Source organism: Moorena sp. SIO2C4, from assembly GCF_010672485.1.
GTDB classification, from domain to species: domain Bacteria; phylum Cyanobacteriota; class Cyanobacteriia; order Cyanobacteriales; family Coleofasciculaceae; genus Moorena; species Moorena producens.
The window spans coordinates 1-21,722 of the sequence record NZ_JAAHGN010000031.1; the positions used below are offsets into that span (position 1 = coordinate 1).

Annotated in this window: 19 protein-coding genes; 9 read left to right on the forward strand and 10 right to left on the reverse strand. The window is 43.5% G+C overall.

What is annotated here, in order from left to right:
- Nucleotides 1-349 precede the first annotated feature (349 nt).
- The gene (locus tag F6K20_RS03440) at nt 350-784 is read right to left on the reverse strand and encodes a response regulator (RefSeq protein WP_008191647.1); all 435 of its coding nucleotides are present in this window, start codon (nt 782-784) and stop codon (nt 350-352) included.
- A gap of 91 nt (nt 785-875) precedes the next feature.
- Nucleotides 876-2,003 carry a sensor histidine kinase gene (locus tag F6K20_RS03445; protein ID WP_287248291.1) on the reverse strand — a complete coding sequence of 376 codons (1,128 nt, stop codon included), beginning with the start codon at nt 2,001-2,003 and terminating at the stop codon, nt 876-878.
- A 117-nt stretch (nt 2,004-2,120) separates the two neighbouring features.
- Between F6K20_RS03445 and F6K20_RS03450 the strand changes: the two genes are divergently transcribed.
- From F6K20_RS03450 to F6K20_RS03460, 3 genes are all read left to right on the forward strand, one after another.
- Nucleotides 2,121-2,267, forward strand: a complete 147-nt coding sequence (locus F6K20_RS03450) for a hypothetical protein (protein WP_008191642.1) — start codon at nt 2,121-2,123, stop codon at nt 2,265-2,267.
- A 97-nt stretch (nt 2,268-2,364) separates the two neighbouring features.
- Nucleotides 2,365-3,864 carry a sensor histidine kinase gene (locus F6K20_RS03455; protein WP_008191640.1) on the forward strand — a complete coding sequence of 500 codons (1,500 nt, stop codon included), beginning with the start codon at nt 2,365-2,367 and terminating at the stop codon, nt 3,862-3,864.
- Nucleotides 3,865-4,038: 174 nt separating this feature from the next.
- A complete protein-coding gene (locus F6K20_RS03460; RefSeq protein WP_008191638.1) occupies nt 4,039-4,602 on the forward strand; it encodes a Uma2 family endonuclease in 564 nt (187 codons plus the stop codon).
- A gap of 215 nt (nt 4,603-4,817) precedes the next feature.
- Here F6K20_RS03460 and rbsK read toward each other — a convergent pair whose 3' ends face one another.
- The 4 genes from rbsK to F6K20_RS03480 form a co-directional block, all read right to left on the reverse strand.
- Entirely contained in the window at nt 4,818-5,747 is a 930-nt protein-coding gene (gene rbsK / locus F6K20_RS03465) for a ribokinase (RefSeq protein WP_008191635.1), read from the reverse strand.
- A 337-nt stretch (nt 5,748-6,084) separates the two neighbouring features.
- A complete protein-coding gene (locus F6K20_RS03470; RefSeq protein ID WP_008191633.1) occupies nt 6,085-7,176 on the reverse strand; it encodes a phosphotransacetylase family protein in 1,092 nt (363 codons plus the stop codon).
- Nucleotides 7,177-7,213: 37 nt separating this feature from the next.
- On the reverse strand, nt 7,214-7,588 hold the full coding sequence (gene ebsA / locus F6K20_RS03475; protein ID WP_008191631.1) for a type IV pilus biogenesis protein EbsA: 375 nt from the start codon (nt 7,586-7,588) through the stop codon (nt 7,214-7,216).
- A 234-nt stretch (nt 7,589-7,822) separates the two neighbouring features.
- On the reverse strand, nt 7,823-8,230 hold the full coding sequence (locus F6K20_RS03480) for a thiol-disulfide oxidoreductase DCC family protein (RefSeq protein WP_008191629.1): 408 nt from the start codon (nt 8,228-8,230) through the stop codon (nt 7,823-7,825).
- A 1,421-nt stretch (nt 8,231-9,651) separates the two neighbouring features.
- On the opposite strand from F6K20_RS03480, the gene F6K20_RS03485 reads away from it, so the two are divergent.
- A complete protein-coding gene (locus F6K20_RS03485; RefSeq protein WP_008191625.1) occupies nt 9,652-11,340 on the forward strand; it encodes a potassium channel family protein in 1,689 nt (562 codons plus the stop codon).
- A 154-nt stretch (nt 11,341-11,494) separates the two neighbouring features.
- Here F6K20_RS03485 and F6K20_RS39790 read toward each other — a convergent pair whose 3' ends face one another.
- Nucleotides 11,495-11,887 (reverse strand): hypothetical protein, encoded by a 393-nt coding sequence (locus F6K20_RS39790; RefSeq protein WP_353736720.1) that lies wholly within the window; start codon nt 11,885-11,887, stop codon nt 11,495-11,497.
- A 492-nt stretch (nt 11,888-12,379) separates the two neighbouring features.
- Here F6K20_RS39790 and F6K20_RS03495 point away from each other — a divergent pair, with 492 nt between their 5' ends.
- The gene (locus F6K20_RS03495; protein WP_008191623.1) at nt 12,380-12,763 is read left to right on the forward strand and encodes a DUF2780 domain-containing protein; all 384 of its coding nucleotides are present in this window, start codon (nt 12,380-12,382) and stop codon (nt 12,761-12,763) included.
- A gap of 208 nt (nt 12,764-12,971) precedes the next feature.
- Here F6K20_RS03495 and F6K20_RS03500 read toward each other — a convergent pair whose 3' ends face one another.
- A complete protein-coding gene (locus tag F6K20_RS03500) occupies nt 12,972-13,796 on the reverse strand; it encodes an MBL fold metallo-hydrolase (protein ID WP_044495806.1) in 825 nt (274 codons plus the stop codon).
- Nucleotides 13,797-14,512: 716 nt separating this feature from the next.
- Here F6K20_RS03500 and F6K20_RS03505 point away from each other — a divergent pair.
- On the forward strand, nt 14,513-15,280 hold the full coding sequence (locus F6K20_RS03505; protein WP_008191619.1) for a sucrose-phosphate phosphatase: 768 nt from the start codon (nt 14,513-14,515) through the stop codon (nt 15,278-15,280).
- Nucleotides 15,281-15,743: 463 nt separating this feature from the next.
- Nucleotides 15,744-16,379 (forward strand): Holliday junction branch migration protein RuvA, encoded by a 636-nt coding sequence (gene ruvA, locus F6K20_RS03510; RefSeq protein ID WP_008191617.1) that lies wholly within the window; start codon nt 15,744-15,746, stop codon nt 16,377-16,379.
- Between the two features lie 247 nt (nt 16,380-16,626).
- On the opposite strand, the gene F6K20_RS03515 is transcribed toward ruvA, so the two are convergent.
- On the reverse strand, nt 16,627-19,524 hold the full coding sequence (locus F6K20_RS03515) for a hybrid sensor histidine kinase/response regulator (RefSeq protein WP_287293726.1): 2,898 nt from the start codon (nt 19,522-19,524) through the stop codon (nt 16,627-16,629).
- A gap of 575 nt (nt 19,525-20,099) precedes the next feature.
- On the opposite strand from F6K20_RS03515, the gene F6K20_RS03520 reads away from it, so the two are divergent.
- Nucleotides 20,100-20,318, forward strand: a complete 219-nt coding sequence (locus tag F6K20_RS03520; RefSeq protein WP_008191613.1) for a hypothetical protein — start codon at nt 20,100-20,102, stop codon at nt 20,316-20,318.
- A gap of 378 nt (nt 20,319-20,696) precedes the next feature.
- Entirely contained in the window at nt 20,697-21,428 is a 732-nt protein-coding gene (locus tag F6K20_RS03525; RefSeq protein ID WP_008191611.1) for a response regulator transcription factor, read from the forward strand.
- Between the two features lie 29 nt (nt 21,429-21,457).
- Here F6K20_RS03525 and F6K20_RS03530 read toward each other — a convergent pair whose 3' ends face one another.
- A complete protein-coding gene (locus tag F6K20_RS03530) occupies nt 21,458-21,640 on the reverse strand; it encodes a hypothetical protein (protein ID WP_287293729.1) in 183 nt (60 codons plus the stop codon).
- Nucleotides 21,641-21,722: the final 82 nt, after the last annotated feature.

A 21,722-nucleotide genomic window follows, 5' to 3' on the forward strand; every position in this document is an offset into this window, starting at 1 on the left:
CGGGAATCGGGAATCGGGAATCGGGAATCGGGAATCGGGAATCGGGAATCGGGAATCGGGAATCGGGAATCGGGAATCGGGAATCGGGAATCGGGAATCGGGAATCGGGAATCGGGGGAAGACTGTGGGGAGAGGGGAGAGGGAAGAAGGGTAGTTGTACAAAAGTAGCGATTTTAGCTCCCGTTACCTTGACCAGACCGTAGCCAAACCACTAGATCTTTACCACTACCTAGACATGTAAAAATTTTGAATTTTGAATTTTGAATTTTGAATTCCGCTACATCTTTACCACTAGTTAAACATGTTTGAATTTTGAATTTTGAATTTTGAATTTTGAATTCCAGCTAGTTTATGGCGGCGGTAGTTTCACAACACTAAACCAGAAATCTTCTAGGGCTTCGATAATCTTGTCAAATTCTTTTAAGCTAATTGGTTTTTTAAGATAACAGTTAGCTCCCAAGTCATAGCTTTTTACAATATCTTCCTGAGCATCTGAAGTGGTCAGCATCACAACGGGTATTTGCTTGAGGTTATCATCACCTTTGATATGCTGGAGAATCTCTTGTCCATTCATCCCAGGCAGGTTTAGGTCTAGCAAAATTAAGTCAGGTTGCTGGGAATCAGCATACTCCCCCTCTCTGTACAGGTAAGCCAGGGCTTGAGTACCATCCATAACCACATGGAGGTTAATCGCCAGTTTCGCTTTGTTGAGTGCTTTCCTGGTGAGTTCTATATCTCCAGGATCGTCTTCTATTAGCAGAATTTCAGGGAATTTACTGTACATATCATAGTTATTTGAAATTGGGTTATTTGAAATTGGTTATAATATCGTTTATTATTGATTTTTTATCCACAAACCCATGAGTCATATTTGGCTACCAACTCTGATGAATTGGCAGGGTAAAATAGAATCTTGAGCCAACACCAGACTCGGATTCGACCCAAATATTTCCGCCGTGACACTGGACAATTTTCTGACAAATGGCTAAACCAATCCCGGTACCGGGATACTTGCTCCTACCATGTAGCCGTTGGAATATGGAAAAAATTCGTTCAGCATACTTGCTTGGAATACCAATACCATTATCTCGAACCCCTATTAACCATTGGGATTCCTGCAACTGAGCTTCAATGTGAATCTCAGGAGTTGCCTCGGAACGGAATTTGATGCCATTACTGATTAGATTCTGGAACAATTCCACCATGTGTTGAGGATTAGCTGGGATAGTTGGTAGTGGATCATGGGTGATGACAGCATGATTTTCTTTAATGGTAACACTCAAGTTTTCAAGAACCTGCTCAAGCACTTCAGCTATATCTGTGGGTTCAAAGGTCAGTTCAGACCTACCCAAACGGGAGTAGGCGAGCAGATCTTTAATCAGAGTCTGCATCCGGAAGACACCATCAACAATGTAAGCCATGTATTTGTCTGCTTCGCCATCCAATTTCCCCTGGTACTCTTCCACCAGCAATTCTGTGAAACTCTTGACTTTCCGCAGGGGTTCTTGTAAATCGTGGGAAGCCACATAAGCAAACTGTTCCAGTTCTCGGTTAGAATTCTGTAGTTGCTCAATCGACCTTGAAAATTCTGTATTGGTTATGCGATCGCTAATGTTACAGCTATACCCCAACACAAATTCTACTGAACCATGACTGGCCAACTCTGGTACCAGACAGGATTGATAAAACTGTCGCCCATTCTCTGTGATCCACTGGAATTCAATCCTCTTTTCTTGACCTGTGGCAAACACCTTTTCCATCGCTCTATCCCATAAGTGGATAAAGTCTTCTGGCATCTGGAGGTCATGATGGGTTTTGCCGATTAATTCTGACTGGGCTATCCCAAATGCCTGTGACAAGGCCGGATTAGCATAGACATAACGAAATTCCCGGTCAAATACCGCTATACACTCGGGAGAATTTTCGACTAGGGACTCCAAGAGGTCTTCCCGAGAGCTTAGAAATAGTTTTGCTGGTTTGCGATCGCTTTTTTGAAGGCTCATTCTTTTGGCAGACAAGTCGGAGAAGGAACAATCAATCAAACCTTCTGTGTAGAGACGTTGCAGACCAAGTCTCTACAAACAAGAACGATTTAACCGGAGACGATATCAATTTTAGCTTTGACCTCAGTTATTACTCTACACTGGCAGCAACTGGTTCGCTTCTCAGTTGTGCTCAATCCGATCCTACTGGAATTGATAGTAGCCATTACCCATGACCCGATCCTAGATATGATCATTAGTCAACCGGATTTGATCAGGACTTAGGCACCTCATAAATCAAAGGCTGGAATCGGTGTAATTATTTTAATAAACCGGCTTGGCGGCGTAAGTCCTGTTGATCTTTGATGTCTGTTAAATTATCATGTTTCAAACTACTCGCCGACGCCTTGCTCTGTGGTATACTACGGTCACAGCAGTCTTACTGTTACTATTTGCAACTGGTGTCTATCTTTATGTCCGCCACACCCTGATTGAACGGGTTGATGACACCCTCAAACATGTCGTAGAAGTGGTAGAGCGATCACTGGTGATTCAACCTGTGGATGATGGCGAGAGTCCCTACCAATTCAACATTGAAGCCAGTTTTCGAGACAATAGTGATGGGGTAGAAGATGACCACATTGACCTGGAGTGGTTTAGTCCGAAGGGGGATTTGCTGTGGTCAACCTTCTCTGAACCCTTAACTATTCCGTTAAAGGCCAACACCACTAGGGCAACAGTTCATTTATCAGCAGAGCATCTCCTGCGACAGTTAACCCAACCGGTGCAAATCGAGGATTATATCTTGGGTTATTTACGGGTTAGCCACCCATGGTTTGAAGTCACCAAACCCAGCCACCAACTGATATTTGATCTGACTCTAGGTACAGTGGTGATGATTATCTCTACTGGTGCTATTGGTTGGTTACTATCTGGTATGGCTATGAAGCCAGTACGGGAGTCGTACCAACGGCTCAAACAATTCACTGCTGATGCCTCCCACGAACTCAGAAACCCAATTGCGACGATTCAGACTAACGTGCAAGTTGCTCTGGGGGATCCCGATTTAGCATCTGAGTTGCAACGGCACCAACTCGAAGTGATAGAGCGATTAACCCAGCGCTTAGGAAGACTGGTGAATGACCTGCTGTTTTTGGCTCGTGCTGATAGCGGTATGGTAAAACCCCAGTGGCAATTAGTCCACCTGGATGCTTTGCTGATGGAAGTGATCGAGGAGCAACAGCCGATTGCTACAGAAAAACGCATTTCCCTTTACTTGATTGAAATCCCCAATCCCGATCAGGAAAAGAGCACAGAGTTAACAGAGGGAACAAAGGAGACAGAGCAGACAGAGGAAGAGATGGGGGCTGATCAGGTATTTCTGCCACCCTGCCCTAGTAAAGGGTTCCAAAATCCAACATTGGACGAAGATGCCTTTACCCTTGAGGGGGATTGGAATCAATTGGCACGTTTATTTACCAATCTAGTGAATAACGCTGTCCAATACACACCAGCCTCTACCAAAACTCCAGGGGAAGCATTTATTCAAGTGGAATTACAACAGTTAGAACCTCCCAGCAAACGTAGGGCAAGAAACCTGCAATTCCTGCTTCAAGTCAAGGTAACTGATTCCGGTCAAGGCATCTGTGCATCAGCATTACCTCATATTTTTGATCGCTTTTATCGAGCTGATCCAGCCAGACCCTATGATACAGCAAAAGGAGCAGGGCTAGGTTTAGCGATCGCTAAAACAATAGTTGAGAATCACCACGGTCAAATCGAAGTTGAAAGCACTCTCAACCAAGGGACAACCTTTACAGTTACAATACCCGTTTTTAGAAAAAGCAAGGCTGAAAGCCCTGTCGAAAGCGAGCAGGTATGAAAGCAAAAATATTTTGTATAATCATGTGTCTGCCAAAATTGACAATGCGATCGCGTAGCGCTTCCAAAGGAACATCCCTCTGTAGTCAGAGGTAGTTTCGCGCTATAGTTGAAAATAAGCTCAACTAGCTCCAAAACAGGACATAAAAGACATCACTCAATAAGTGAGGTGGTTATGGTTGCTTCTTATCAGGGAGAATACATGACTCCCGAAGCTTATCTAGACTGGGAGGAAAAGCAAGAACTCAACTATGAATACATCGACGGCGAAGTCTATGCTATGACTGGGGGAACTATTCCCCACGGAACCATTGCTCTGAATCTTGCGACTGCCTTAAAAAGCCATCTACGGGGAGGTTCGTGTCGTCCTTTTATCTTTAGTGTCAAAGTGGGTGTATCAGAAAAAGGACCTTTTCACTACCCGGATGTCATGGTAACCTGCGATCAACGAGACAGCAATCGGCTCAAAGTCATTTATCATCCCTGTCTGATTGCGGAAGTACTCTCTCCCTCCACTGAAGCCTTTGACCGAGGTCGCAAATTTGCTAACTATCGCCGCATCAAAACCTTACAAGAATACCTTTTGATTGATACTCAACAGATCACTATCGAGTGCTTCCGGCGCAATCCACAAGGGAAATGGGAACTCAATCCCTACACAGAAGGAGACGAAATTCACTTGACCAGCATTGATTTTAGTTGTCCCATCTCCTTAATTTATGAGGATGTTACTGTATAGTAGTGAGTGCTTAAGGGCTGATTTTTTAGATAAACGTACTACCAAACCTCAATAATTTGCTCAAACTGGATTAATTAGTAATAATGTTTAGATCCACAATCAGGATTTACAATACTAGCCAACTCCGGGTAAATGATCTATTACCAATCACTAATATCTAAAAATTAATATCTAATATGTAATATCTCAGACTATCATGCTATCATAGCTATTACCTAATACCTAATACCTACTTCTGTGAGAAAGGCATTGAATGTCTCTTGATCAGGCAAAGAGGGCTGAGCCCCAGCCTTAGTAACAGCAAGCGCCCCAGCTGCAGCTCCCCATACTACCGCTTGCCGCAAGGGTAACCCTTTGGCTATTGCCACAGCCATTGCACCATTAAACGCATCTCCAGCCGCCACAGTATCCACAGCATCAACAGAAAAAGCAGGGACGAAGAACGATTCAGAACCAGTGGCACAGAAAACCCCCTGCTCTCCTAAGGTCACAATCACCGTATCCACACTTCGTTGCAACAGTACTTCCGATGCGTTCTTGGCTGACTCTATGGTATCCACAGGAAAATCCACTAGTACAGAGGCTTCCAACTGATTCGGTGTCATAATATTCACCATGCCATACAGTTCCTCTGGCAACTCCTGAGCTGGTGCTGGGTCAAGAATCACTGGACAACCCACTTTCTGAGCTGCCGCTGCTGCTAAGAGCACCACGGACATGGGAATCTCCAACTGCATCAATAAAACAGCGGCTTCTGGCAACAAACTACTGAGGCGTTCCACATCAGTTTCATTAACATGCCCATTAGCACCAGCCAAGAAAATAATGGTATTCTCCCCAGCCTGATCCACGGAAATCACTGCAATCCCAGAACTGACCCCCTCCTCAACCAAAACGCTATCAGTGTCAACACCCGTTACCCCTAGACTGTGGTGTAGCTGAGTTCCAAAATCATCACTACCGATGCGGGCCACCATTTTAGTGGGGATACCCAACCGTGCCACCGCCACAGCTTGATTAGCCCCTTTCCCACCAGGAGCAGTAAAAAATTCATGGCCTTGTAGTGTTTCACCTGGAACTGGTAACCGGGGAGTTTTGGCTACCAAATCCATATTGATACTACCGAAAACAATAACTGGTTTCATAGTTAACAGAATTACAACTTAGCAAGTTGAAAGTTGAAAAGAGTTACAAGGCAAGCAAGTTGAACGTTGAACGTTGAACGTTTTAACCTTCAACATTATAACCTGACCACCTTCAAGATTAATGGTAACAACAACCATAATTGGTTTCCTATTTAATTTAATAGAGTTACCTTAAACAGAGTTACAATTTGTTGAGTAAGGTTAAAATTGAACGTTTTAAACTTAAAAATGACAACCTTTAACCTGAAAAACTGACAAGTTTAAAACCTGCCAACCTCCCCTAATCTAATCCAAATTGCGAACAACATTATAACCTTTCAACCTTAAAATAATGCATTTATAAATCTGGTTTATATGGTTTCAATTCAAGGAGCTTTATCAACTGCTCAATATCGAAATATTCATTCATCATCTGTTGCATACACTCCACCTTAATTGCTTCATGGAGATGTACTTGACCAAAAGAATTGTCAATAATCTCAACAGTAGTGAGGGTGTCTAAATCAACGGAAAGTACTGGAATTTCAAACTCTTCAGCACGTCTGAGAATAACTGATTGAGGCTGAACTTGACCGGTAAGGATTAAACAGTGGGTTGAGGTTTCTAGAGCAGCCATCTGAAGGTCTGGGCGATCGCCTCCGGTCACCACCGCCATATTAACGCCCTTGCGTAGATACTTCAGAGCAGCATTGACATTCATCGCCCCAATGGTCAAGTTTTCCACCATCAAATCCAAACGGTCAGGGCAGCATAGCACATTAGCTTGCAACTGACGTACCAGTTCCCGAACACTAACACTGCGCAACAGATTATTTCTAGGCATCATTCCCAATACTGGGATTCCTTGCCGTTCCAGAAACGGTTTCAATGTTGTTTTTACCCTTGATAGCTTGTTTTGGGGAATATCATTAATTAAAACTCCCAGTAAGCTTTCTCCCAGACGTTGCTTAGCAAATAACAACGCATCTGCTAGTAAAACCGAGTGAAAACGAGCCACCAACAAGACAGCAGCATCAATTGTCTGAGCAACTTTTGGTAATGATAAGTTAAACAGAGTCCCCGCACTCAAGGTTCCTGCTCCTTCCACCAAAATTACATCACTACTTAGTGGTTGGAGATAGTCTTGAAGAGACTGACGGTAATCTGTTGAGTCTTGTCCTCCCAAGCGTTTTTCAATGGTTTGAGCATCCATAAACAGCAAAGGCGATCGCACCATGTTCTCCGGCAACTTAAGTATCTCAGTGATAAACTGGACATCTTCCTCTATCGTTGACCCTTGATTGCTACTCAAAAAGGTACCCAGTGGTTTACAGTAGGCAATCGTTATCCCTTTTGCTTGCAGTTGATCGGCAATTCCCAGGATCGTTGCTGACTTACCGCTGTAAGCTTCTGTTGACCCAATTAGTAAATACTTAGCGGATTTTGCCACCCCTTATTTACACTCCTATAACTAGAAAACTGGTTGTTTATTCATCAATGCGTAGCAGTTTGCGGTAGAATGCCTTGGAAAAATCCGTTATGCGCGATCGCTTAAAGTTCATAATCACTTCGATTAAGTAATTCACAAACTCAGAATTTTGCATAGTAAGTTCGTAACTGAGATCCGCGTTACCATCAAACTGTAATCGGCAACGAGTTAATTCCGAAGGAAGATTAGATACAAACCAAGTAGCAACGAAGGGAATACTATCACCACCTTCTATGTGGCGACGACCTTCCAAAGACCCTTGTTGGTAGAGGCTAATTGCTATAGGTAAAAGATTCCGTTTATTACCCTGGTAGTAGGGCACATAAATCCCGACAGCTCCTTTGTCGGCAGGCTTAAGTTTTTCGATCGACATGGCTGAATATCACTCAATTGCCGTTGATGGTATTGATGTAACTATTCCTATGGGACAATCTCCGTGATGGAAAACCCATCACGATCAGATGATCAGTCCAGGAAAATAAATATTCTAATACATTACATTGAACTTTCCTATAGGTTAAGCTTATCCCCACAGTTTATAATAGGGGCTTATGTGTTTATAATTAATTGTTAGCTGATAAAAGTTGATTGAGTCTCTAGTCTAGCCTCAACTGGGATTAGCCTTGCAACCTACTGGATAAACCGATTTATACGTAGTAGAACGCTTACCAAACCAACTGTAACGATTATCCCGAATCTGCTCGTAAACCTGATCGCCTACCGACTTCACCCCAGGCATTGCCCGATAAGCGGATACAAAGATATTACCCAATGGCAATAGACGCCCAATCTCTTCAGCGGCATCACTTCCTTGCCATCGGCAATCATCAGAAGAAGCATCGATCAAAATCATACCCATCTCACACTCGAGAGGTGTTACCTGTAATTTGCCGCAAGCTTCTTTATCCTGCATCGGTATGTAATCAAATAGCTTGCCCTGATCCAGATTTTCTAGTAGCTGTACCAGAGTGACACAAAGATTACAATCGCCATCGTAAATAACGTGATATCCCATTCAGCTTCTTTCCTAAATCCTAGTTTATCTGCCCCAAAGTAGCTTATAACCGTATTTAGGACTACTACAGTAGTCCTAAACATTGCGGCTAGTGCCCTGTCAAGTTTGAATTTAAGCTTTCACCAAGCGGTGCGACCCGAAGGCGCGACCAAAGGCCGGGTTCCCCGACCATTGGAAAACGCACAAATAGCGAATTTAATTCGACAACTGTAAGCGCACCGGGCAGGATTTAGGCATGATAGCACGCTTGGATGAAGGGCGCGATCGCACGCTTGGATCAGGTATGAAGACTTTTGAGCTAACACCGTGCCACCTAACATCGTCCCACCATTACCCTCAAAACTAAATTGACAGACTACTAGCTCATAAACATAAATTTTACATTTTGCCAACACAATTACCCACATCAGTATTTGACACTGTAACTAGCTTCCTCAGGTTTTTCGGCAAAATGCAGTAGGGGGAAGTAAACGGTCAAGTTATCTCGGGCAGCGGTGCGACCTGTGGCAAATTAAATTCGACGACTGTAAGCGCACCGGGACGGAATTGCTGGTTTCGGTCGCATAAAAGACAAAATTGAGGCTGATAACTAAATTGAACAGATTATCACAACCATAAACCTAACCTCCCTCACCTATAGTCAGGAGGTCTGATGCAATGATAATACGATGGCGGCAGTTATTGGTTAGAATAGCGATTTGGCTAGCAGCTGAGATCATCCTCAACTTTCTGGGGCTGGACAATCTAGCTGACTACAGCGAGTTCATATACGAGCAGGAGGTTGCCCTATTAAGTCAATACACGCTTCCAGCCATTGAGAGGCTGCCCCATTCCTAGTACACCTTGGTAGATATTTGTAGCCAGTTCCTTTGAAAATGAAGGGATCAGGGGGTGAGGGGGTGAGGGAGTGATCAGCTGTGAGGCATCTACATCTAATTTATAGATCTATATATTTAATTTTATTTTATATATTGAATCGGCAAGGGGGCAGGGAACCAGAGCAGCAGGGCATAGGGTTAATCAGTTTTTCGAGCTTACTCAAAGCTATACAATTTAAATCCGCGACAGCTTAGAACTATATTGATTTTGTGCTTAATAAATCAATATATCATAATGTCTAAGTCCTATTCAACTAATGCCTATTCAAATTACAGGCTTTCCGGCACCCCCATGCCCTTATCCCCCCATCCGTTACATCTGTTAACCCATCCGTTGCCCCATCTCCTGATCACCCTACTGAAATAGGCAAATTAGAGGGTCAGCAGCTTACCGGAATGGCTTAAGCGGGGAGATTTTACCCTTTCTAACTAGCAGCAGTGTCTTCCGCTACATTTCTTTGAGCTATCTTGGATAAGAATTGTAAAAGAACACTTAGCTAGATGCAAAACGACAAAAATTATTTCGGTCAACAAGCTTGACACATGAAACCCCGCATCATTATCTGTGGCTTGGGTCGCACTGGATACAAAATATTCCGCTTACTGAAGCAGCAGGGAGTAGCTGTTGTTGGCATCAGCAACAGAATAATGCCTGGTGACGAAAACAATATTATTATTGGAGACTTGCGGGCTATTTCTACCCTACTTGCAGCTGGACTCGAACATGCCCAAACCCTGGTTCTGGCCTGTAATGACGATGCTCTCAATCTGGCAATCCTGACTCAGGCACGAGTGATTAATCCCCGGATTCGGATCGTTAACCGATTGTTTAATACCAGCCTGGGTACTCGTTTAGATCAGACCCTACCCGATCATGTCAGCATGAGTGTTTCTTCTCTAGCAGCACCGGTATTTGCCTTCGCAGCAATGGGGAATCGAGCCATTGGGCAACTCAAGCTATACAATCAAACCTGGCCGATACACGAAGAAATTATCACCGAAAGCCACCCTTGGATGGGAACACAGTTGAGTGACCTGTGGGATGAGCGATCACGAATGTTGATCTACTACCTACCGATGGACTCGAACTTAGATTTAGTTTCCGCAGTAGCTCAGGGCAAACAGTTACAACCTGGCGATCGCTTAATTATTGGTACTCAGCCTCGGTTTCGTCCTAAACGCCAATCCTGGCTACAGAAACTGCTGAAAGTCTTCACAAACTTACAACAGTTTCAGCATCATGCTCAACCAATGTTAGTAGTGACCCTTTTCCTACTCCTGATAATTTTTACGGCCACATTGACTTATGTGTGTGTCAACTTAGAAACCTCTATTGTTGATGCTCTATATTTTTCTGTGGGTATGATTACCGGTGCTGGTGGTCAAGAAGAAGTAGCAGAAAAGTCCCCGGACACTATTAAGGTATTTACTGCTGTGATGATGTTAGTAGGGGCTGGTGTGATTGGCATTTGCTATGCTCTACTAAACGATTTTGTTTTAGGTACCCGACTCAAACAGTTTTGGGATGCGGCGAGAGTTCCCTACAGAAATCACTATGTTGTATGTGGACTGGGAAATGTAGGAGTCCAAATCCTCTACCAACTTCATGCCCAAGGCCATGAATTGGTGGTGATTGAAAGTAACCCCAACAATCGTTTCCTGAACATTGTTCGTTCTCTAGGTATTGCAGTCATTCACGGAGATGCCAGTTTACCTGCTACACTCACAGCAGCACACATCCAACGAGCAGAAGCCCTTTTAGCAGTTACGAGTGATGATACAGCCAATTTAGAAATTGCTCTAAGTGCCAAAAGTCTAGCTTCTAAATTGTCAGTGGTTGTCCGCAATCAAGACCCCCACTTTTCCCACATGGTACAGCAAGTATTTGAATTTGAAGCAGTATTCTCTCCCACAGAATTAGCCACTCCTTCTTTTGCAGCTGCAGCATTAGGTGGACAAGTGTTAGGCAATGGTATGATTGGTGATACGCTTTGGGTTGCCTTAGCCACTAAGATTACCACCGATCATCCCTTCTGTGGACGCCGTGTTAAAGATGCTGCCAGATCCGCTGACTTTGTGCCACTGTATCTTGAAACGAAGTATCAAACGATTCATGGCTGGGATTTATTGGAAATTAACCTAGCCGCTGGTGATCTTTTGTATCTAACTATGCCAGCAGTTGGTTTAGAGCAATTGTGGCGCACAACACCGCCTCAAATGATGGTGATGTGAGTTAAAAATGGAAGCCATGGGATCTAAATCGAAGCCATGGGATCTAATCTGGAAATTATCGACGATGAAGGATGAATGATAAAACCCTAGCTATAGTCTAAGGTTGATCATTCATCACTCATTATCCATGATTACTCGTGCAGGATTAGGGTAGCTAGAAAATACCGACTAGGACAATGGAAGTGATTAAGAAACCAGCCAATATCAGAAGCATACCAGGTAAGTTTAACCAATGTTTAACTTCCTCTGATTCTTGAGGCCACTCTTTTTGCTGCAGTTGCATTTGCCGAATCACATCGGAAATTGCTTCAGCATCCTTCACATGGTGTAGTGCCTTGGTTTCACCATCAGGGTATTTCACGACAAAGTAAGTGGGAACTTTGATGTGATCCCCTGTAATATCAATCGTATCCACAGCAACCTGCTTCGCTTTTTCCTCAATAGTTTGGGGTTCAGTGGCAATCCTATCCCCTGGGTTAGCTGTTAACTTAACTCCCATTCCCATTGGTGATGCGTAGCTGACCATAGAAACCTCCAGATAGGTCAAAGTCTTTTATCTGGATTTTATTTTACGTAACTTGGAAAACAATTATTCAGCTTAAGAGCGATATTTTATTTATATTATCAATACTTTATATTTTTTAGTAATTTAGTTAAGATTGCAGCGGTTTCCTGTAATCAAATGTAATCTAACAAATGTAATCTAGCAATTTTTTCTTGAAAATCGCCCTGAGTCGGATCGTTCCTGAATCCTGAGTAAAACCTGTTACTGTTCACGAATCCGATCCCATTGCTATAGATTAATAATTAATTTTTTGTTAATTTCCTTAACCCTTAAATTCACCTAGCTTATAGCCCAAAAAGGAACTTACTACTCTAAGTTACTAGTTGTGTATAAATGTTATAAATTGTGTTCAAAAAGATAAAATATAAATAGTGATAGATAACTATGTTAAAAAAATGTAAATAAATGATTATTTTGGCTATCCGATGTTAAATTAAGGCGGCAACGATATAGCAATCGAATAAGAGAGCATCTATGGAACTGATTCAACTGTTAACCGAAAACCTGGGAGTGCAAGAGAATCAAGCCCAAGGCGGAGCTGGACTTATTTTCCAACTGGCCAAGGACAAGCTGGGAGATGAGAGTTTTGCCCCAGTACTGCAATCTATTCCAGGAATAAATGATTTGCTCCAAGCAGCACCAAAAAGTGGTGGCATGATGGGAGCCTTGGGAGGATTAGCGGCATCAATGGGTGGTGGCGTTGGACAATTAGGCACTCTAGCTACCCTGGCAGCAGGTTTTTCTCAACTAGGCATGGATAGTGGGATGATTTCCAAATTTCTACCGATAGTCCTCTCTTTCGTTCAAAACCAAGGTGGGGACGAGATCAAAAACCTTTTGGCAAAAGTGTTGAGCTAGAGCGATTGATTGGATGGCTGATATGTGATGGTAATGAGGGATCAACCCAAGACTTGGGTATGTTTTCCCAAAGTCAGGTCATCAAAGAGACATCTCCATAAACTCGGTTTTGACCCAGGCAGTGCAAGGGTTTGAGGTTAATTTTTGGAGATGTCTAAGGGATGAGGGAGAATGTTTTAGGTGGTCACTTAATTTCATCCTTGATGCTTCATCCTTGATGCTTCATCCAGACAAGACACTGGTTCAGCTGATCTTGCATAGTCTGAGCATAAGTATGATACCGGCGTCCATGTCCTGGTAATACCCACTCGAACAAGTAGTTGGTTAACCTCTCCATTGACTTGATTAATTCCTTCCAGGAGTAGAAGCAGTAGCGACGAAAGGCAATCAGTTGCTGAAGTTGATCAGACCAAGCAAGATGGTCACCCGTGAAGAGAAATTTGTTATTGTACAGTAGAACCGTGTGACCTTTGGTGTGACCAGGAACGGGGATAATCAACAGATCCTTGTCTAAGGGATAAGGCTTAGAAGTAGTGAGCTGAATTTCCACATCACGGGTATCAGTGGTAATGTCATCTCTATGCAAAATGCGTTCGCACTGGAAATGCTGTCTGTACTTGTGATGATCTGCCACATCATCCCGATGGGTCAGGAACATGTAACGAATCCCACCCATTGCCTCTAGACGTTTGACTAGTGGTGGTGTAAAGCAAGGAGAATCGATTAAAATATTGCCTTGGGGGCGTTGGATAAGGTAGCTAGCAGCACCGTAGGAGTTTTCTGAATGGTAGCCGCAATGGTAGACATTTTCTGCTACTGGGATGGGGAAACTATGCTGAGCGTCTTTAATGTCTTTAGGTTTCTCAACAGTACCAATAGAAGAGGTGGGACAAGATAATAGGGCTTGAAGAGCTCTCAAGCGTTCTGTATCATTAGCAGGTTGATGATAAACTGCAGACTGGTGATCAGCACGATGAAACACTTCCGGAGTCATCCAACGGCAGGCATCACAATCAATACAGCTGCTATCCACTTGACACTCCCCGGCCTTTAGGCGCGGGGATTCCTAGATCAACGAGCCGCCTTAAACCATGGAGTTCTCATCTTTGACGCCGCCAAAAACAAGACAATACTCAACCGAGAATCCGTTAAGACTAAATTCCTAGTTAATTCACCATAGACCCAGAGGGCAGTTCTCCTTAGGCGTTTAACTACTCTTTGGAAGTGCCTTAAAAAGTCTGTTTCTCTTCCTTTCGTTTGGTTCCGGTGTGCCCCACCGTACCGTTTTTTTTTCAAAGTGTGATTCTTCTGGGTTCACACACCAACTGTTAATTGATGATTGGGTTTTTAAGGAGGAGATTCCCTACCCTCCGGGCATTACTACTTTAAGGTCGATAAGTTACGGGTCTCTCTCCCGGCTCAGCCTACGGTTTTTCAGCCTGTACCCTATATTTTAATTATAACCTGGCGCTAGATAAGCGTCAACTTAAAAGCCGTCCTAGAAGGACGGGGCGCGATTACCCATTTTTTTGGTAAAAGTCACCAGTGATATTTTGAGCGCGGCGTTGGTTGAGATGAGCCATAACTGTCTAACTCTCGTTCGTCATAGGGATTGCGCTTGCTACCAGGGGATATAGCTAATTCAATTGTAGCTAAAGCGCGATTAACCAAAGCGCATTTTTAACCCAACTATGTTTTAACCCAACTTATGTAGGACAATAAGGCAATACCCGAACCTCTTAGCATCTCGTGACTAAATTTCTGTTTGTAACTGACCTTGACAATACTCTAGTAGGGGATGATGAGGCTCTGCTTAAACTGAACCCTCTGCTAAGTCAGCATCGCCAAGAACATGGTACAAGAATCGTTTATGCTACAGGGCGATCCCATAGTTCCTACCACCAGCTGAAAGCCGAGAAGCCACTTCTTGATCCAGATGCTCTGATCACCTCTGTGGGTACAGAAATTTATGATAATGATGGCCAAGATACACCCAATCCAGACTGGTCGTCCAAGTTATCTGAAGGCTGGGATCGGGAAATGATTGTGGAAACGGCTGCCCAATATCCTGACTTAATTCCTCAAGTAGAATCAGAACAACGTCCCTTTAAAGTCAGCTATCACCTGACGGAAGAAGCAGCTTTGAGGGTGCTACCTCAACTGGAATCTCAGCTTCAAGGAAGGGGTCTTAATTTCAAGTTGATCTATAGTGGTGGGAAAGACTTAGACATTCTACCCAGCAATAGCGATAAAGGTCTAGCGGTAGAATTTTTACGGCAACAGTGGGGAATTGAGCCGGAACGGACAGTGGTTTGTGGCGACTCAGGAAATGACATTGCCTTATTTAGCGTTGGCTTTTCCCGAGGAATTATAGTGGGTAACGCCCGACCAGAACTTCGCAAGTGGTACGAAAACAACTCAGCAGATTACCATTACCTGGCTCAAGCTCACTGTGCAGGTGGTATAATAGAAGGTTTAAGTTATTTTAGCTTTTTTGTCAGTAATGATCGCCAATAAATAAGAAATAGTTAATAGTTAAAAGTTGCAGGTTAATCGAGTTACAACTTGCAGGTTAGTAGGTTGCAGGTTAATCGAGTTAAAAGTTGCAGGTTGGTAGGTTGCAGGTTAATCGAGTTACAAGTTGCAGGTTAATCGAGTTACAAGTTGTAGGTTAATCGAGTTACAAGTTGTAGGTTAATCGAGTTACAAGTTGTAGGTTAATCGAGTTACAAGTTGTAGGTTAATCGAGTTACAAGTTGCAGGTTGGTAAGTTGCAAGTTATGCTCTCAACTATCCTTCACTATTTTCGTGGTGGAGTACAACCTTAAACCAAGCTTGGCCTTTCGGCCACGCTACGCGAACAACATTCAACTTTCAACTTTCAACATTCAACTTTCAACTTTCAACTTTCAACTTTCAACTTTCAACCTTAAAGCTTAAACCAACCTTAAACCAACCTTAAATCTTCAACCTTCAACTAATGATCAGCTATCTCAAGGGGACAGTAGCTAGCATTCAAAAAAGCACTGGTAATCGGGTCACTCTGATTTTAGATGTCAACTACATTGGCTATGAAATACAAATTACTCGCCGTTTGTCCCAGGAGTTGCCCGTAGCTTTATCGGAAAAAACCGTGCAAATCTTCACCCATTTGCAAATCCGGGAGGAGCAACAGGTGCTATACGGTTTTGCCTCAGCCGCTGAGCGGGATTTGTTTCGTCAATTAGTTAGTGTCAACGGTATTGGTGCTCAATTAGCGATCGCACTACTGGACACCTTGGGATTGCCAAATTTAGTCCAAGCGATTGTTACAGGTAATATTCGTGCCTTATCCAAAACCCCTGGTGTGGGTAGCAAAACTGCTGAACGCATTGCTCTAGAACTGAAAACAAAGTTGGCTCAATGGCATAAGGTATCGGAGGTAGAGTCCCCACTATCTGCTAATGGACTCTCACCAGGGATTCAGGAAGATGTGGAGATGACCCTGTTAGCTTTGGGATATGAAAATGATGAAATCGCTCAAGCACTCCATGCTATTAGTGAGGATACTCAGGTCGCTAAAAGTAAGAATGCGGAAGATTGGATTCGAGAAGCGATCGCTTGGTTGAGTCGCTGATGATATTCCTGATCGTACCCATAAATATAGCGTTTCTAAATATAGCGGTTCCACGAGTGAGCTACATCTGGATCAGCGCTACTAGGGGGAGAGTGGCAATAGGGGGAGGAGATTGAAGAAATTTGGGTTTACCTCATCCCACAACAGAACCGCTATAATCTGACTGAAACCTGAAACCTGCAACCTGCAACCTCCAACCTGCAACCTGCAACCTGCAACCTCCAACCTCCAACCTCCAACCTCCAACCTAATAAATTACCCTTCGAGCACGAAATCCTTGAAGAGTCTGGGGCAAAAACGAACAACCTAGGGTTTTAGATTGTGGTAGATCGCAATCATGACAATCGCCAGTAGAAGCTTTTACTCGTCTAGGAAACTTGACATGGAAGGTAGACCCCTTACCCAGCTTACTCTCTACCGTAATCGTTCCTTGCATCAACTTGACTAAAGATTCTGTAATGGCCAGTCCTAAGCCGGTACCCGAGTACTTGCGAGTTGTAGTTTGATCAATTTGTTGGAACTCCTCAAAAATATGCTCTAAGTCATTCTCGGCAATTCCAATTCCCGTATCCCTAACAGTGAGCATCAGCCAGTCGGTGGAAATTTCCTTGACTACCACCTCTACCCTGCCCATTTCGGTAAACTTAATCCCATTGGAAACCAGATTGACCAAAATCTGCCGCAGGCGGAGGCTATCATTGATTACGATCGGATTTTTTAAATTGGTTTGGATATACAACCCTAAGTCCTTCTGAGCGGCTAGACAACGGAATTCATTGATGGTTTCTTTGATCAACCTGTCCAAATGCAAACTTTCCAAGGTTAACTCCAGACAAACTGCCTCAATTTTGGACAGGTCAATCATATCCTTAATCAGAGTCAGTAGATGTTGAGCATTATTGACAATGCGCTCCATTATATCTGCTTGTTGGTGAGTCAAGGAGCCCTGACGCTGACGCAATAGAAGCTGGGAAAAGCCAATAATGGCATTCATGGGAGTTCGTAACTCATGGGATATCGTAGAAACAAACTGGGATTTCAACCGTGCTGCTTCCAACAATTGCAGGTTCTGTAGCTTGAGGGATGCATCTCTCCTTTCCAGTTCCCGATTCTGGCGAGCCAGCATACTGTTCTGACACTCTAAACGTGCTTCTTGCTCCTCTAAGGCTTTAATCATGCGAGCATTATCAATTGCGATCGCAGCTTGTTCATTAATCATGCGAGCATTATCAATTGCGATCGCAGCTTGTTCACCCACTGCTGCTAGCAGATTCCGACCTGATTGGTCTAATGCCTCTGGGTCTTCCCAATTGCCAATAGCTAGTACTCCCAAGGGTCCTGCTTGCACAGACTCAATCGCCACAGCGTAAATAGCTGTAGGTACTTCCTCTTCCGGATGCCGCGAATCCCAACCCTTGCGCTGAATTAACTCAGATGTTCCAGTTAAAAAGACTTGAGAGAGTAACCCTTGCTCAAGGGGCAAGATGTCTTCCCACTGGAACTTTTGTGTATCAATTCCCTCAATAACCCTTAAGACTTCAGAGTTACCAAGAGAATTATTGAGAATGATGAAACAAAATTCAACCCCAGCAATCGCTTTAACTACCTCCGATACCATCTCTTGCAACAGATTTGGAAGGTTAGTCAGCCGTTGATTGAGGAGATTAGTCAACTGGTGTAGGGTTCTCAATTGCTTTTGCTGTTCATTGAGAATGGTAATTACCTGCCTGAGATCATCACTCGCCTGGTTTGCCTCTCGGTATAACCGCGCATTTTCAGTGGCTAGGGCAGCGCGACTAGCTAAATCCTCAGCAAACTTGACATCGATCTCATTGTAGCGGCGACCTGAATCACTCCTGACAAACCAAATTGAGCCCAAGATTTGTGAACCCATTCGTAAAGGTACACAAATGTAACACTTAATTTTCAGTGCCTGTAACATTCTGAGATGGTCAGGATCATCAGCAGCAGCACTTAGGAATTGATCAGAAACCTCAAAATAGGCATCCGTACAACCTGTACGTAAAACCTTGCCGTTGCCATAGTCTTCATCCCCCTGGGCAGGGTAGCAACGGTGCAGTTCCCAAATCAACTGCTCTTGCTCTGGGTTAACATGGGCAACGGCAAGGCGCTGGTAAGACTGGGGAGTATCATAGCTATCAACTCCCGATACCACATCAATAGCACACCAATCAGCAAAGCGAGGGATTACCAGCTGCACTAGGTTGTCCAATGTAGTCTGGTAATCGAGGGAAGCTGAAAGTACAGCAGAAGCCTCCGCCAGAAATCGCTGGGATTCTTCTGCTCGCTTCTGCTCAGTAATATCAGTAATTACACCAGACATCCGGAATGGTACTCCTTGATCATTCAACTGGGCTTTGCCACGAGCAGTACAGTAGCGATCTTCTCCAAAAGCACAGGGTAGGTTAAATTCTACATCCAGTTCAAGGTAATCTTGTTGGTAACTAGCCACCGCCTTAGTAACTTTGAGTAGATCTGAGCAATTTAGTAAATTAAATAACACATCAGGGGAAAAGTTATGGTGGTACTTCCCTATCTGTTCAGGCGACAAGCCAGTAAGTTCATAGAAGCGGTCATTACAATACAGTTGTTTAGTGATCAGGTTCCAGTCCCAGATCCCGTCATTGGAACCTTCTAGCACCAAGCGGTAGCGTTCTTCGCTTTCTTTGAGCCGCTGATGAGCTACAGCTGCTTCCCGTTCTGCGCGGTAGAGGCGAACTGCATTAGAGAGGCTACGTAAGAGATTTTCTGATGAGATTTGGCTTTTGGTCAGATAGTCCGATGCTCCAGATTTCATCAGCTCAACCGCAATTTGCTCATTAATTTGCTCGTTCCCTTGGTCACTCAACACAATCACAGGGACTTCAATGCCAGCATCACGGATTTCTTTAACCAGAGTCAATCCGTCCCCATCCGGTAAGTGATAGTCCAATAGAATGCAGTCCAAACTCGGTTGGGTAAGGCTAGAGTTAGCGCAGCGTGATGCGATGATCGACCTAGCGCTTTTGCTGTCAACTGCAACAGCTATTTTTACGGGTATACCCCCTCTGTTAAGAGCTTTAATTATGGCTTTGCAGTTAACTTGATCATCCTCTACGATCAGTAGTCTGATAATCTCGTCCATGATTTAGCGGTTGAGCTTTTGTCATTGGTTATGGGCTAATAGACCTCTTGCAAAAGTTTTTCGTGGTATAATCAGTAGTTTGGGAATTTTCGAGTTAGCGATCGCTTAAGACTAACAAACTTACTTTGTACTTTGTTTGTGTATAAGCCTAGTACACACAATCTACATAATTTTTACCAAAACTATTATTCTAACTCAAAATATTTTTGCAAGAGGTGTAATGATTAGTGGATAGTGGGTAGTAGCAGTTCTTGACTGACAACCGACACCTGAGGAGGCTAATGAATTATATTGAGCATACTCTATTGGTTCAGTTTAGGTATCGCCCCAATTTAGTCAACCTTACGGACTTGACAATCTCTCCACATCGCTGATTGTAGGCTTCTACCTTACCTCGGTACTAGTCAGAGAGCTTCAGTAAAAATACCAATCTGACTAGGTAGAGGAAATCCCATGGTTGTGTAGTATCACCGAAACATTTGCCAAATTGATGAGTAGGCATGAGTATACTTGTCGAAAAACTCCCTTGATTAGTAATCTCACCCATCTAGGGAATCAACCAATCGGATTGGCCGTTGGCCAAGCTACGCGAACGCAATCAACCCATGCTAATTTTCCAGTGGTATTTCCTGAGAAACAAACTCCCTGAGATAGATTTTTTAGGGGGTTTTACCCCCTATTATATCCTGCTGTTGGCTCAGGAAGGGTGGGACGATCAGCAGATGAGCAGAAAGAGTAGGATTTATCGGAATTGGTCATTTCGTGCTGGTGAGGCTACCTTAGTTACTCAATAAGCCCATCCCATGTCAATCCTGTTGAGAATCTCCTCTAACTGTTGGAATGGAAAATCGTGCCAACCCCTCTGACAAGTACTTTTGGCACGACTCACCCCTTATACTCATAAATAAATTGTAAAGATTATAATAAGTAACTACCCCCTGTAATTTCTCAATAACTTTATATGTGATACTGTAATAGCTTTTGACAAATGCTTTCATTCCAGCTAACTTTAAGTGATTGTTGCCAAAATCTGGTCTTTTGGAAACTCTATCCCAAAGTCATAAATATCTACAACTACCAATAGGTGGAGATCATGATGATTTTTACCAAAACTTTACAAATTTACTCTAAAAATCAATAAACTATAAATCTCACCCCCCTAGACGTTAATGATGGGTAAAATTCGTGTGGCTCTCATTGAAGACCATGATCTGACTCGGATGGGTCTGCGAACAGCCCTCCAACAAAACGGTGAAATTGAATTGGTGGGCGAAGCGGCCAATGCTGCTGAAGGACTAAAGTTACTCGCGGAATCTAGACCAGATATCGGGATTGTCGATATTGGTCTTCCTGACATGGATGGAACTGAATTAACTAGACAATTCAAAGAGTTTCAAGCTAAACAGGATGATTCTAAACAGGATGATTTCCCCACCAAGATTATGGTACTGACCTTGCAGGATGATGAAGAAGCGGTACTAGCTGCTTTCGCCGCTGGAGCTGACTCTTACTGCATGAAAAATATAACTTTTGATCAATTGGTAGAAGCTCTGAAAGTGACCTATGAAGGTAATGCTTGGATTGATCCAGCCATTGCCAGGATTGTACTTGAGCAGATCAAACCAAGCCAAGAAACTCAGCCTACTGAAGCTAGTGAAACGAGAGCTATCCATGCTGCTCCCAATGAATACAATCAAATGATTGAAGCTTATCCTTTAACGGAAAGGGAATTAGAGGTTTTGCGGTTGATTGTAGAAGGTTGCAGCAATGCTCTGATTGCCGAAAGGTTATATATCACTGTGGGAACTGTCAAAACTCATGTCCGAAATATCTTGAATAAACTCTGTGCGGATGACCGTACCCAAGCAGCTGTCCGTGCCCTCCGGTCTGGCTTAGTTATTTAACGATGATACCATAGAGTAACCTTTTACAATTAAACGGCTGTTCGCGTAGCGTGGCCTTTTGGCCAAGGTTGAAGGTTGAAGGTTAGTTGGTTGAAGGTTAGTTGGTTGAAGGTTAGTTGGTTGAAGGTTAGTTGGTTGAAGGTTAGATGGTTGAAGGTTAGATGGTTGCTGACATGGTCGGTACTGCTCGAGTGGTCAAAAAGAGAACACATCCTTTTGGACTATGTTGCTGCAGAGGCCAACCAACTTTCCGTCGCGCCGCCTCCACTAGAGAGCAGGAAACAACAATGGTCG

Excerpts from the sequence above, each read along its gene's own strand:
- ruvA (WP_008191617.1), top strand. The coding sequence starts at position 15,744 with ATGATCAGCTATCTCAAGGGGACAGTAGCTAGCATTCAAAAAAGCACT.
- F6K20_RS03515 (WP_287293726.1), bottom strand. The coding sequence starts at position 19,524 with ATGGACGAGATTATCAGACTACTGATCGTAGAGGATGATCAAGTTAAC.
- F6K20_RS03485 (WP_008191625.1), top strand. The coding sequence starts at position 9,652 with ATGAAACCCCGCATCATTATCTGTGGCTTGGGTCGCACTGGATACAAA.
- F6K20_RS03460 (WP_008191638.1), top strand. The coding sequence starts at position 4,039 with ATGGTTGCTTCTTATCAGGGAGAATACATGACTCCCGAAGCTTATCTA.
- F6K20_RS03530 (WP_287293729.1), bottom strand. The coding sequence starts at position 21,640 with ATGTGTTCTCTTTTTGACCACTCGAGCAGTACCGACCATGTCAGCAAC.
- F6K20_RS03525 (WP_008191611.1), top strand. The coding sequence starts at position 20,697 with ATGGGTAAAATTCGTGTGGCTCTCATTGAAGACCATGATCTGACTCGG.
- rbsK (WP_008191635.1), bottom strand. The coding sequence starts at position 5,747 with ATGAAACCAGTTATTGTTTTCGGTAGTATCAATATGGATTTGGTAGCC.
- ebsA (WP_008191631.1), bottom strand. The coding sequence starts at position 7,588 with ATGTCGATCGAAAAACTTAAGCCTGCCGACAAAGGAGCTGTCGGGATT.
- F6K20_RS03445 (WP_287248291.1), bottom strand. The coding sequence starts at position 2,003 with ATGAGCCTTCAAAAAAGCGATCGCAAACCAGCAAAACTATTTCTAAGC.
- F6K20_RS03440 (WP_008191647.1), bottom strand. The coding sequence starts at position 784 with ATGTACAGTAAATTCCCTGAAATTCTGCTAATAGAAGACGATCCTGGA.
- F6K20_RS03495 (WP_008191623.1), top strand. The coding sequence starts at position 12,380 with ATGGAACTGATTCAACTGTTAACCGAAAACCTGGGAGTGCAAGAGAAT.
- F6K20_RS03480 (WP_008191629.1), bottom strand. The coding sequence starts at position 8,230 with ATGGGATATCACGTTATTTACGATGGCGATTGTAATCTTTGTGTCACT.
- F6K20_RS03455 (WP_008191640.1), top strand. The coding sequence starts at position 2,365 with ATGTTTCAAACTACTCGCCGACGCCTTGCTCTGTGGTATACTACGGTC.